Annotated in this window: 12 protein-coding genes, 7 tRNA genes and 1 rRNA gene; 19 read left to right on the forward strand and 1 reads right to left on the reverse strand. The window is 48.7% G+C overall.

Translation table 11 applies throughout. The features are described 5' to 3' along the window. The 18 genes from rrf to KNQ18_RS11515 all read left to right on the forward strand — a co-directional run. Positions 1–88: ribosomal RNA gene (gene rrf, locus KNQ18_RS11430) — 5S ribosomal RNA — on the forward strand; the annotation flags it as partial. An 11-nt stretch (positions 89–99) separates the two neighbouring features. Then, positions 100–174 (forward strand) — tRNA-Asn (locus tag KNQ18_RS11435). A gap of 2 nt (positions 175–176) precedes the next feature. Next, a tRNA-Glu gene (locus KNQ18_RS11440) sits at positions 177–251 on the forward strand. Positions 252–264: 13 nt separating this feature from the next. Next, positions 265–337 (forward strand) — tRNA-Thr (locus KNQ18_RS11445). 37 nt (positions 338–374) lie between these two features. Beyond that, positions 375–458, forward strand: a tRNA-Tyr gene (locus KNQ18_RS11450). 4 nt (positions 459–462) lie between these two features. Further along, positions 463–535: transfer RNA gene (locus KNQ18_RS11455), tRNA-Lys, on the forward strand. Positions 536–541: 6 nt separating this feature from the next. After that, a tRNA-Gly gene (locus KNQ18_RS11460) sits at positions 542–613 on the forward strand. Positions 614–622: 9 nt separating this feature from the next. Next, positions 623–698 (forward strand) — tRNA-Ala (locus KNQ18_RS11465). A gap of 211 nt (positions 699–909) precedes the next feature. After that, positions 910–1,818 (forward strand): arginase, encoded by a 909-nt coding sequence (gene rocF, locus KNQ18_RS11470; protein ID WP_214724778.1) that lies wholly within the window; start codon positions 910–912, stop codon positions 1,816–1,818. Between the two features lie 125 nt (positions 1,819–1,943). Beyond that, complete coding sequence (sigW, locus tag KNQ18_RS11475) at positions 1,944–2,507, forward strand: RNA polymerase sigma factor SigW (protein WP_023466660.1); 564 nt, start codon at positions 1,944–1,946, stop codon at positions 2,505–2,507. 16 nt (positions 2,508–2,523) lie between these two features. Further along, the gene (locus KNQ18_RS11480) at positions 2,524–3,144 is read left to right on the forward strand and encodes an anti-sigma factor (RefSeq protein ID WP_023466661.1); all 621 of its coding nucleotides are present in this window, start codon (positions 2,524–2,526) and stop codon (positions 3,142–3,144) included. Positions 3,145–3,223: 79 nt separating this feature from the next. Then, positions 3,224–4,084 carry a diadenylate cyclase CdaA gene (cdaA, locus tag KNQ18_RS11485; RefSeq protein WP_050676886.1) on the forward strand — a complete coding sequence of 287 codons (861 nt, stop codon included), beginning with the start codon at positions 3,224–3,226 and terminating at the stop codon, positions 4,082–4,084. After that, positions 4,084–5,370, forward strand: a complete 1,287-nt coding sequence (locus KNQ18_RS11490; protein ID WP_064300434.1) for a CdaR family protein — start codon at positions 4,084–4,086, stop codon at positions 5,368–5,370. Before cdaA ends, KNQ18_RS11490 begins: the two co-directional genes overlap by 1 nt. A 29-nt stretch (positions 5,371–5,399) precedes the next feature. Further along, on the forward strand, positions 5,400–6,755 hold the full coding sequence (gene glmM, locus KNQ18_RS11495; protein WP_029343107.1) for a phosphoglucosamine mutase: 1,356 nt from the start codon (positions 5,400–5,402) through the stop codon (positions 6,753–6,755). A gap of 412 nt (positions 6,756–7,167) precedes the next feature. Continuing rightward, the gene (glmS, locus tag KNQ18_RS11500) at positions 7,168–8,964 is read left to right on the forward strand and encodes a glutamine--fructose-6-phosphate transaminase (isomerizing) (protein WP_064300436.1); all 1,797 of its coding nucleotides are present in this window, start codon (positions 7,168–7,170) and stop codon (positions 8,962–8,964) included. Between the two features lie 75 nt (positions 8,965–9,039). Beyond that, positions 9,040–9,606, forward strand: a complete 567-nt coding sequence (locus KNQ18_RS11505; RefSeq protein ID WP_215084874.1) for a hypothetical protein — start codon at positions 9,040–9,042, stop codon at positions 9,604–9,606. 23 nt (positions 9,607–9,629) lie between these two features. Further along, positions 9,630–10,397, forward strand: coding sequence for an alpha/beta hydrolase (locus tag KNQ18_RS11510; protein WP_215084875.1), 768 nt, complete (start codon positions 9,630–9,632; stop codon positions 10,395–10,397). Positions 10,398–10,435: 38 nt separating this feature from the next. Next, positions 10,436–11,035, forward strand: coding sequence for a short chain dehydrogenase (locus KNQ18_RS11515; protein WP_215084876.1), 600 nt, complete (start codon positions 10,436–10,438; stop codon positions 11,033–11,035). Positions 11,036–11,073: 38 nt separating this feature from the next. Here KNQ18_RS11515 and KNQ18_RS11520 read toward each other — a convergent pair whose 3' ends face one another. Next, positions 11,074–11,247 (reverse strand): hypothetical protein, encoded by a 174-nt coding sequence (locus KNQ18_RS11520; RefSeq protein WP_193749019.1) that lies wholly within the window; start codon positions 11,245–11,247, stop codon positions 11,074–11,076. Between the two features lie 129 nt (positions 11,248–11,376). Between KNQ18_RS11520 and KNQ18_RS11525 the strand changes: the two genes are divergently transcribed. Continuing rightward, a complete protein-coding gene (locus KNQ18_RS11525; protein WP_215084877.1) occupies positions 11,377–11,937 on the forward strand; it encodes an isochorismatase family protein in 561 nt (186 codons plus the stop codon). The last annotated feature ends 4 nt before the right edge of the window (positions 11,938–11,941 follow it).

Below are 11,941 nucleotides of genomic sequence, written 5' to 3' on the forward strand. Positions count from 1 at the left end.
CCGTTCCCATGCCGAACACGGAAGTTAAGCACTTGAACGCCGAAAGTAGTTGGGGGCTTCCCCCTGTGAGGATAGGACGTTGCCAGGCATTTAATTTATTCCGCAATAGCTCAGTGGTAGAGCAACCGGCTGTTAACCGGTAGGTCGTAGGTTCAAATCCTACTTGCGGAGCCAATGGCCCGTTGGTCAAGCGGTTAAGACACCGCCCTTTCACGGCGGTAACACGGGTTCGAATCCCGTACGGGTCACCATTATACTTTTTGTGCCGGTGTAGCTCAGCTGGTAGAGCAACTGACTTGTAATCAGTAGGTCGCGGGTTCGACTCCTGTTGCCGGCACTGTTTTTCTCAATTGTATAAGTTTCCTAGACAAACTGGGGGGGTAGCGAAGTGGCTAAACGCGGCGGACTGTAAATCCGCTCCCTCGGGTTCGGCGGTTCGAATCCGCCCCCCCCCACCATGTCGAGCCATTAGCTCAGTTGGTAGAGCATCTGACTTTTAATCAGAGGGTCGCAGGTTCGAATCCTGCATGGCTCATTTCTTGCGGAAGTAGTTCAGTGGTAGAATACGACCTTGCCAAGGTCGGGGTCGCGGGTTCGAATCCCGTCTTCCGCTTTTTCTTTTGGGGCCTTAGCTCAGCTGGGAGAGCGCCTGCCTTGCACGCAGGAGGTCAGCGGTTCGATCCCGCTAGGCTCCACCAATTTTATTTAAAGATCTTAAGCGAGTTTCGTTCGTCTTAAGTTTTTTTTATATGAAATGCCAAGCATAACCAGAGTACGTACGCAAGAACACCGTGATTCCCTTCACGGTGTTTTTTTGTATATTCATGCGTTTTTTTGTTGAGTTGAACCACTTGTTTGTTACCGCTTACAATATGTGTAGAAGTGACTATGACATAGGGGGAATATCGTATGAACATTGCGTATATCAGCGTACCGTACCGTTATGGACAAGGAAAGCCGGGCACTGAACACGGACCTGCTGCTGTCGAAAAAGCGGGTCTACTCGCGACACTCGAAGCACGGGGACAAGAAGCAGTACGCTATGGGGAAGCGGCTGTCTTATCCGAGGATGCGGTTCGAGAAGAAGATCCGAAGCTGAAACGTCTTGAAGGCGTCGTCCATACGACGAATGACTTGCATCTAATTGTACGTGATGCGTTATCGGAGCAACGTTTTCCGTTATTAGTCGGTGGTGATCACAGCATGGCGATCGGAACGATTGCAGGGTTACGTCAGACTGTACCACGTCTTGGCGTCATCTGGTTCGATGCACACGGTGATTTGAATACACCGGAAACATCACCGTCTGGTAACATCCACGGTATGCCGCTCGCTGTAGCCCTTGGGGAAGGACATCAGCGTTTAACGGAAGTCGGAGGAACAGATATCAAGCTGCAACCGGAACACCTCGTCTTCATCGGATTACGTGACGTTGATCCAGGGGAACAAGAGCTGATCGATCGTCTTGGTATTCGTGTCTATGATATGGAAGCGATCCGAACTCGGGGAATGGACGCAATCATGGAAGAAGCGATTGCCTATTTGAAGGAAACGACGGATGCGTTCTATCTTAGCTTTGATATGGATGGTCTCGATCCATCGCTCGTCGTCGGTACAGGAACACGTGTCGCCGATGGCATTTTCTTAGACGATGCGAAGACGGTGCTCAAGCATTGCGCAACGGCAGAAGACTTCATTGCAGCTGAATTCGTTGAAGTGAATCCGTTGCTTGAAGAAGGAAACGGAACAGCAGAACTTGCGAATGAACTGATCGGAGATCTACTTTTGGCAATGGAAACACATCGCTTAGTAAAATAATGGATAGAACTTGAACTCTTTTCATCGGGGTTCAAGTTTTTTTTGTTACAATTTAAAAGGAGATGAAACATTTGTCGGTCGACTTCGTATAAGAGATTGACCGCATAGAGCGGGGGGTATTCAAAGTGGAAGAAACGACACTACGCTTAATTGAGCGAGTGAAACAGGGAGACCGTGATGCATTCGCGGCACTTGTTGATCTATATAAGGAAGGTGCCTTTCTTGTGGCTTTCCGTGTCTTGCGCGATCGAATGGAAGCGGAGGATGCGACACAGGAAGCCTTCATCCGTGTATTTACGAAAATTGATTCGTATAATGCACAATGGAAGTTCCGGACTTGGTTGTACCGAATCGTCACGAACGTATCGATTGACCGATTACGGAAAAAGAAACCTGATTATTCTCTTGATGCTGAGATGTCAGGTACTGAAGGACTGACATTGTATTCACAACTCGAGAGCAAGGACACCTTGCCGGAGGACCAAGTGGTCGATAACGAGCAACGAAACGAAGTCGGGGACGCGATTGCGGCTTTACCAGAAAAATACCGTGTCCCACTCGTCCTGAAATATGTAGAGGATCTTTCGCTAAAGGAAATCAGTGAAATGATCGAATTACCTGTCGCTACTGTCAAAACTAGAATTCATCGTGGACGAGAAGCGCTGAAGAAGCATTTTGCTAAACGATGAGAAGGAGGAACTCACCATGTCACGAGAGCATGTACATGAACGGATCCAGGATTATTTAGACCAAAACCAACCACCTGAGGAATTCGAGCGATTAGAAGCAGAGTTACGAGAAGTAGACGCGATGGACGAGTTCGAAGAGTATCGGCTCCTTGATGCTCGACTGCGTCAACTTCCAGCGCCTAAATTATCGGCAGATTTTACATCCCGCGTGCTGGCACAATTGCCTGAACAGGTGGAGACGCCAAGCGCTGCTTTGCTGCACCAACCGCAACCGTCTCGTTTTGGAGGGAAGATGAAGCAGTACCCATTGCTCGCGGCAGCGGCTGTTTTCTTACTCTTGTCGGTCGGTAGCCTAGGTGGTTATATGGCACAAGAAGAACATGACTTATCCTATACGAATGCACCAGGTATCGTCGCTCAAAATGGCGAGGTCGTCGTCCCGAAAGGCGTCACGGTCGATCAAGATCTATATGTCGAAGGTGGGAACGTCCGAATCGAAGGGAAAGTCAATGGCGATGTCATGACCGTTGACGGGAAAGCTTACACGGCGAGTGCTGGTAGCGTGACCGGAGAAATCAAGGAAATTGATCAATTATTCGAACGCGTTTGGTACGGAATCAAGCGTCTATTTCAATAATCAGCTGGGACGAGTCGAACTCGTCCCTTTGTGCTATAATGGAAACTGTTTAAATCAGATGAGTTAGGGGGCACGGTTGGTGAATTACTTCAGCTGGCAACCACTTCAATTTCAATTGTTGAAACTGGGAGAAAACGTACATTGGTACGATTATATTAATGACGTGATTGATATTGCGGTCGTGACGTTCGTCATTTACCGTCTCATGATCATTGTCAAAGGAACAAAAGCAGTCCAGCTCATTAAAGGGATCTCGGTCATTTTGATCAGTTGGTTCTTGAGTGGCTTTTTTGGACTCAAAACATTGCAATTCTTATTGAATCAAATCATCACCTACGGGTTACTGGGGATCATCATTATCTTCCAACCCGAACTAAGACGTGGACTGGAACACTTAGGACGAACGAGTAAATTTTTCTCACGTAGTGCCATCAGTGATGAAGATGAACAAGTTCGAATCGTCGATGCACTCGTATCGTCTGCTCAGTACATGTCAAAACGGCGTATCGGAGCACTCGTGACGATTGAACGCGAGACAGGACTGAGTGAATACGTGGAGACGGGCATTCCGCTCGGTTCACAAATCACGAGTCAGTTGCTGATCAACTTGTTCATTCCGAATACACCCTTACATGATGGTGCCGTCATCGTCCAGCAAGGCAAGTTAGCAGCAGCCGCTTGTTACTTACCGCTGTCTGAGAGTGCACATATCTCAAAAGAGCTTGGAACACGTCACCGCGCTGCCATCGGTGTCAGTGAGGTGACGGATAGCGTCACGCTCGTCGTCTCGGAAGAAACGGGTGGTGTCTCACTCGCCATCAATGGACGTCTGTACCGGGAACTCGACGAAGAATCCTTACGGACGAAGTTACTTGAGACGATCGTCAAGGCCGAACCGACGAATACTTCCTTCTTGAACTGGATGGGGGCGAAAAAATAATGTTCGAAAAGTGGTTCAATGAACGCTGGTTTTTACGCATCGTTGCCGTCGCCTTAGCCGTCATGTTGTATTTGATGGTCGCAGGTTCGAATACGACGGGAAAAAGTGATGCCGCTAGTCTATTACCGATCGCGGGACAAGGTTCGACGAAATTTGACGTGCCGGTCACGGTCCAGTATGATGAATCGCAGTGGGTCGCCTATAATATTCCAGATAGTATGGAAGTGACCGTCAAAGGGCCGTCGAGTAGCTTGACGATGCTCCGGCTCGTTCAGGATTTTGGATTATCGATTGATTTGAAAGGACTCGACCCTGGCTATCATCGTGTCCGTGTCACAGCAACCGGCTTCGGAAAAGATGTCGAGGTGACACCGAAACAGGAGACGATTGAAGTTTTCCTCGATAAGAAAATTACAAAGGAAGTACCGGTACAAGTCGCATTACTCAATAAAAACAAAATCGCTGAAGGATATGTCGCTGGAGAAGCGCAACCGAACCAACAAACTGTTGAAGTCACAGGAGGCGCGGAGAAGTTACAGGCGATTTCAGCAATCCAAGTACCGATCGATGTGACCGGTCGGGCAGAGACGTTCAAAGAGACGTTCAATGCTAAAGCGACTGACACGAACGGGAATACGATCAGTGCATCTTATCAACCGGAACAATTAGAAATCACAGTACCGATCTATAAGGAAAGTAAGACGGTACCGATTAATGTGAAGACAAAAGACAACGTTAAAAAAGGGTATACTGTCGTCAAGATCGTTCCCGTCACAACGGAAGCTCGTCTATATGGAACAAAAGAAGAACTAGAGCGTATCGGTTCTGTTGATACAGAAGCGGTCTCGCTCAAAGGATTGACGAAGACGACGGAAAAAACCGTCAAACTCGTCGAACCGGAAAACGCGACAGCGATGGATCCGACACAGGTCACCGTCAATATCGTCGTCGAAAAAGAAAATGCCAATTCGACGACAGAAACCGTCGAGGATCGAGCGGAGAAAACGATTCCGGGTGTGACGGTCACGTTGAATGGATTCGATGAATCAAAGTATACGATTGATTATAATCAAACGATTGATGTCGTCGTCCGTGGGAAAGAATCTGATTTAGCATCGATTGATGCGACGGATATCAAAGCGGTCATCGACGTGACAGGATTAAAAGAAGGAACGCATGGATTGCCGATCTCGTATCAGACATCAAAAGCCTTTGATGTCCTGCGTCCGGATAATATGGATGTCACATTAAAAGCAATTCCCCGGACATCGATTCCGACCAATTAAAACAAATTAGTGAAATGAGGAAATAACACATGGGTAAGTATTTTGGAACTGACGGCGTACGCGGCGTCGCAAACGTAGAATTGACACCGGAACTTGCGTATCGCCTCGGTCGAACAGGTGGTTACGTGTTGACGAAACACGAAAGCACACGACCAAAAGTCTTGATTGGACGCGATACACGTGTATCTGGTCAAATGCTTGAGAATGCACTCATCGCGGGTCTGTTATCAATCGGTGCAGAAGTCATGCGTCTTGGTGTCATCTCGACACCAGGTGTCGCATACCTGACAAAAACGATGGATGCGACAGCCGGAGTCATGATCTCTGCATCGCACAATCCAGTGGAAGATAACGGGATTAAGTTCTTCGGTTCAGACGGCTTTAAGCTCGATGACGCAACAGAACTTGAAATCGAAGCATTACTCGATGAAGCAGAAGATACATTGCCACGCCCAGCCGGAAAAGAACTCGGCTTCGTTCATGATTACTATGAAGGGGCTCAGAAATATCTCCACATGCTTCGTCAGACATCGGATGAAGATTTCTCAGGCATCCATGTCGCGATCGACGGCGCACACGGGGCGACGTCAAGCCTCGCACCACGTCTATTCGGTGACTTGGAAGCAGAAGTATCGACGATCGGTACAACTCCGAACGGACTCAACATCAATGATGGTGTCGGTTCGACACACCCTGAACATCTTGCTGCCTTCGTTAAGGAAAAAGGCGCAGACGTTGGTTTATCGTTTGATGGAGACGGCGACCGCTTGATTGCAGTCGATGAGAACGGCGATATCGTCGATGGCGATAAAATCATGTTCATCTGCGGAAAATACTTGAACGAACTCGGTCGTCTGAAAGACAACACGATCGTCGCGACGGTCATGAGTAACCTTGGTTTCCATAAAACCGTCGAAGAAAATGGGATGACGGCGCTTCAGACAGCAGTCGGTGACCGTTATGTCGTCGAAGAGATGCGTAAGAACGACTACACACTCGGTGGCGAACAGTCGGGGCACATCATCTTCATGGACTACTCAACGACAGGGGACGGCATGTTGTCAGGCGTCCAGTTGTTGCAAATCATGAAAGCGACAGGGAAGAAGTTATCGGAACTTGCAGCTGAGATGCCGATCTTCCCACAACGTCTCGTAAACATCCGTGTTTCAGACAAAAATGGCGCAATGAGCGGTCCTGCCGTGCAGGCAATCATTGCTGAAGTCGAAGCAGAGATGGCGGGGAATGGACGGATCCTCGTTCGTGCGTCAGGAACAGAACCACTCGTTCGTGTCATGGCAGAAGCTCCGACACAAGAAGCGTGTGATGCATACGTCGAGCGGATCGCGAACGTCGTTCGTGAGAACTACGCGTTACAAGAAAACTAAGTAGCCCGAAGCAGAGCGATTGCTCTGCTTCTTTTTTTACAATTATTTTAGAAAAATAGATTGAGATTTTTACAAAATATAGGGATTATACGTATTGATTAGAAAAATATCGGGAATAGTTACAAATACGTTACCTTTCTTGCTTTTTCAGATTAAAGTTCGTATGATGGTGAAGTCGGACAGAAACGGGGTCAGACGGAAACAAGAAGCGCCAGGGCTTTCTTCGTAGGATGAAAGCTGACGAGGTGGAGGTTTATCGAATCATTCGGCGGATGCCTCCCGGTACCAGATCCATACCGTAAATCGTTCTGAAATCGTTCAAGTGATTGGACGGACAAACAGACCGATTGGGATCCTCTCAACAAGAGCCGTTTCCTCTTTAGGGAAATACTTGTAAATGGAGAGATGTAACATGTGCGGAATCGTAGGTATGATCGGACAAGTCAACACGAAGGAAATTTTATTAAAAGGTCTCGAGAAGCTCGAGTACCGCGGCTATGACTCGGCAGGTCTTGCGTTCGTCAACGACGGCGTTCAAGTCCACAAAGAAGTAGGCCGGATTGCTGCGCTACGCGAAGTCGTTCCTGCTGATGCAGACGGCACAGTCGGAATCGGACACACACGCTGGGCAACACACGGTGTCCCAAGCGTACCAAACGCGCACCCGCACCAAAGTGCGTCAGCACGTTTCACACTCGTGCACAACGGCGTCATCGAAAACGATGAGCAGCTAAAAGCAGAATTGAATGTCGATCTCCTCAGCGACACGGATACAGAAGTCATCGTTCAGATGATCGAAAAGAACTTCAACGAGACAGGTGACGTCGCGGAAGCATTCCGTCAAACACTCCGCGTCTTGCACGGTTCGTATGCCCTCGCATTGATCGATGCTGAAAATCCAGACGTCTTATACGTCGCAAAAAACAAATCACCACTTCTCGTTGGTCTCGGTGACGGTACGTTCAACGTCGTCGCATCAGACGCAATGGCAATGTTACAAGTAACGGATCAATTCATCGAGTTGCATGATGGCGAGATGATCATCTTGACGCGTGATAGCGTCACGATCCAAGATCTCGATGGGAACGTCCAAGAGCGTGAAGCGTACACGGCTGAAATCGATGCATCAGACATCGAAAAAGGAACATACGCGCACTACATGCTCAAAGAGATGGATGAGCAACCAGCAGTCATCCGGAACATCGTTCAAAAATATCAAAACGAAGCAGGCGACATCACACTCGACCAATCGGTCCGTGATCTCGTACTTGGTCGTGATCGTGTCTACATCATCGGTTGCGGAACAAGCTACCATGCTGGTTTGATCGGAAAACAGTTGATCGAACAAATCGCAGGCATCCCGACAGAAGTGCACATCTCTTCTGAGTTCGGATACAACATGCCATTATTGACAGAGAAACCGCTCTTCCTCTTCCTTTCACAATCAGGTGAAACAGCGGATAGCCGTGCCGTTCTCGTCGAAGCGAAGAAACTTGGTCACCCGGCACTGACGATCACGAACGTTCCAGGATCAACATTGTCACGTGAAGCGAACGCAACATTGTTGCTCCACGCAGGTCCAGAAATCGCCGTTGCTTCAACAAAAGCCTATACAGCTCAAATCGCTGTTCTTGCTGTCCTTGCGTTTGACCTTGCTCAAGCAAAAGGAGTTGCCGTCAACTTCGATCTCATGAAGGAACTCGGTAAAATCTCAAGTGCGATGGAATCGGTCATGTCTCAAAAGGATCGTTTCCAAGAAATCGCGACAGAATACTTGTCTGAGTCACGTAACGCGTTCTTCATCGGTCGTGGACAAGATGCATACGTCGGGATGGAAGGTGCATTGAAACTCAAAGAAATCTCGTATATCCAAGCAGAAGGATACGCGGGTGGAGAGCTCAAGCACGGTCCAATCGCCTTGATCGAAGACAACACACCGGTTATCGCGCTCGTGACACAACCACACGTTCACCTCAACAACCGTGGGAACGTCAAGGAAGTCGTCGCACGTGGGGCAAACGCGTGTGTCATCGCAGCAGAAGGTCTTGAATTGCCGACAGATGCATTCGTCATCCCAGCAGTCGAGCCACTCTTGTCACCGCTCTTGTCTGTCTTACCACTTCAATTGATCTCATACTACGCGGCACTCGGTCGCGACTGTGACGTCGATAAGCCACGTAACTTGGCGAAGTCAGTAACGGTTGAATAAGGAAACAAATCGACTCCAAATGACAGGCGTGTAAGCGTCTGCCGTTTGGAGTTTTTATATTAGGAGGAGAACGAGATGAACCGCTGGATCACCGCATTTCCTAAGAGATATGAACAGGACGTTCGGGTCGTTAAAGCGTGTTTACCGTTTGGATGGACACGCTTATCACCAGGAACAATCAAAGTGAAAGTAGAGCAGGAACAGATACAGATTCCGATGCGTGTATACGTGTCAGAAATCGACTCGGAGCGGATCGAGGAACTGACGTCGACACAACAAACGATGTTATATTGTCTCTACACCCGTCACCATGATGGTCATGTTCGTGAGCATTATCTTCAGCAGTTACTTAAAAACCATCTACACGACGGATGGGTTCTTGCCTATATCATCGAACTTGCTAGTGAGTACGTCCGTGACATCGTCGACATCATCGTACCCGCAATCGAGCAATGGGATCCGGAAGTGAAGCGGCGGTTCGTCGAGGATGATCCGGCATACATGAAGCGAATCGAAGACCGGATGATCAGTTACTGGAATGCTTATTATCGGTCAAGTGGCGAACGACGATCCGAAGCGGACTACCCAGGCTTTCGGATTATAGAATCGTTACGGGAGGATGCTTCGGTAGAGGAAGTGTGAAGAGATGAAAAGGAGGGGCGAACTTGATTACAAAATCAAAGGATCTGTACTTAGAAGGACCCGGACCTGCTGTTTTGTTGTTACATAGTTTTACTGGAAGTGCGAATGAGATGCGGGGACTCGCTCGTTTTTTACATGCAGCCGGGTATACCTGTTACGCGCCCAATTACGCCGGGCACGGGGAATCGCCGGAGCGCTTGTTTGAGACGACGATCGAAGACGTCTGGCAGTCCGCGCAAGTCGGACTCGCGTTTTTACAAGATCGAGGACACAAAGACATCTTTTTGATCGGACAATCACTCGGTGGAGTGATGGCACTTCGATTGGCAGAACAGTCAGGATGTGCCGGACTCGTTTTACTCTCAACGCCGATTCTTGAGCGGACGATTGCGGGACTCGAGCACCGCGTCCGTCGGTATACAGAACGGTATTTTCAGTTTGACGATCGTTCACCGGAGTGGATCGTAGACTTTGTCGACCGTCATTTTCCACGACCGGAGAAAGACTTACGGGCACTGCAACAGTTCATCCTCGACACAGGAGTCGTCTTGCAGAAGATCACACAGCCCATCGCTCTATTCCTTGGCGCATTAGATGATGCCGTCTATCATGCAAGTCTCGAGCGAATCGAAACGACAGTGCCGAGCCGAGATCAGAAAAAGGTCCTTCTTCCGAACAGTAAACATCTACTGACACTCGATCGGGATAAACAACGTTTGTTCGAAGAAATCCTCATCTTCTTGAAGACGCATCCGGTAGAATCCTTGAAACCATCAGCTGCTGTGCAGTAGGCTAGATAGGTAAGCTAGACGTGAAAGGGGAAGGGATCATGCGAATTTTAGTAGTAGGAGCAAGCGGAACGATTGGGCAGGCAGTCGTCGAACGGCTGAGTGAGCGGCATGACATCATTCGTGCCGGACGAAGCGGAGCGGATGTGCAAGTCGATATTACGTCAGAAGCAAGTATCCGAGCGATGTATGAAACAGTCGGTTCTGTTGATGCTGTTATCAGTGCCACAGGTGGCGCTCATTTTGGTCCATTGACGAACTTAACACCGGAGCTTAATCAAATTGGAATCGACAGTAAACTAAAAGGTCAGGTCAATCTGGTCCTACTTGGTTTACCGTCAGTACGAGACGGAGGAAGCTTTACGCTGACGACCGGCATCATGATGGACGATCCGATTCGCCAAGGCGCATCCGCAGCGCTTGCAAACGGTGGGGTTAAAGCGTTCGTTCATGCAGCAGCAATCGAGATGCCACGAGGTATTCGAATCAACAGCGTCAGTCCGAACGTACTGATTGAGTCGCTCGAGAAGTACGGACCCTTCTTCCGTGGTTTTGAAGCCGTTCCGGCGTCACGTGTCGCGACCGCGTTCGAAAAGAGTGTCGAAGGGGCGCAGACGGGGCAAAATTACGAAGTCTATTAAATAAAAAAGCAGGTAGCGAAAAATCGCTATCTGCTTTTTTACAGACCGGATAGGACATAACGTTCGATCCCGAATAGTAATAGAGTGATCCCGAGACAAATGAGTAAGTTGCGTACGAACCAGCGACGTGTCATCGTCCGGTTCATGATCAGTTTCTCCAGTGTCAGATTGACAAGAAGCACACATAAGAAGATGACGCCAAACCAAATCATCCAGACACATCCTTTCCTTCTTCTTAACGAATCCAACAGCTAAAAAGTTTCGCGTCTGTCAGGAGCAGGAAATCATTCAGATGAACGGGAAGGAAACAAGCAGTCGATTTTACAAGGAGGAACATGACGATGAAACAAGCGGTCCTAGTGATTGATTTTCAACAGGAACTCGTCGACGGAAACACGGAAGAACGTCCGGTATACTTAAAAGAACAAGTCGCGCATGTCATCGAAGCAGTCGTACTTGAAGCAGACGAACGGAACATCCCGATCGTCTTCATTCGGGATCTGGACGTCGCTGGTGGAATTGGACCTGGGTTTGCAGTTCATGACTTGATTCCCGTTCCAGCGTCGAGTGTCACGTTTGATAAAGCAGCAACGAATGCGTTTCATGATACCCCCTTGCTCGATCATCTACAGCAAGCATCGATTGAACATCTGATTGTCTTAGGCTGTAAGACGGAGCACTGCATCGATACCGCGGTGCGCAGTGCGACGGTGCATGGCTTTGATGTCACACTCGTCGCAGACGGGCATACGACGAACGGCTCCGATGTCCTGACGCCGGAGCAAATGATTGCACACCACAATCAAGTCTTGCACGGTCATTATAACGTCGAACACTTTGCGATCGTTCGTCCGTCGACGGAAGATGTCTTCACCCCAACCCACAATGACTACCGGACATGAAGAG

Source organism: Exiguobacterium sp. s78 (assembly GCF_018618985.1).
Lineage (GTDB): Bacteria > Bacillota > Bacilli > Exiguobacteriales > Exiguobacteriaceae > Exiguobacterium_A > Exiguobacterium_A abrahamii.

Bases quoted from the DNA above. Each gene is read 5' to 3' on its own strand.
- KNQ18_RS11515 (WP_215084876.1), top strand. From the start codon at position 10,436: ATGCGAATTTTAGTAGTAGGAGCAAGCGGAACGATTGGGCAGGCAGTC.
- KNQ18_RS11480 (WP_023466661.1), top strand. From the start codon at position 2,524: ATGTCACGAGAGCATGTACATGAACGGATCCAGGATTATTTAGACCAA.
- glmM (WP_029343107.1), top strand. From the start codon at position 5,400: ATGGGTAAGTATTTTGGAACTGACGGCGTACGCGGCGTCGCAAACGTA.
- rocF (WP_214724778.1), top strand. From the start codon at position 910: ATGAACATTGCGTATATCAGCGTACCGTACCGTTATGGACAAGGAAAG.
- glmS (WP_064300436.1), top strand. From the start codon at position 7,168: ATGTGCGGAATCGTAGGTATGATCGGACAAGTCAACACGAAGGAAATT.
- KNQ18_RS11490 (WP_064300434.1), top strand. From the start codon at position 4,084: ATGTTCGAAAAGTGGTTCAATGAACGCTGGTTTTTACGCATCGTTGCC.
- KNQ18_RS11525 (WP_215084877.1), top strand. From the start codon at position 11,377: ATGAAACAAGCGGTCCTAGTGATTGATTTTCAACAGGAACTCGTCGAC.
- KNQ18_RS11505 (WP_215084874.1), top strand. From the start codon at position 9,040: ATGAACCGCTGGATCACCGCATTTCCTAAGAGATATGAACAGGACGTT.
- KNQ18_RS11520 (WP_193749019.1), bottom strand. From the start codon at position 11,247: ATGATTTGGTTTGGCGTCATCTTCTTATGTGTGCTTCTTGTCAATCTG.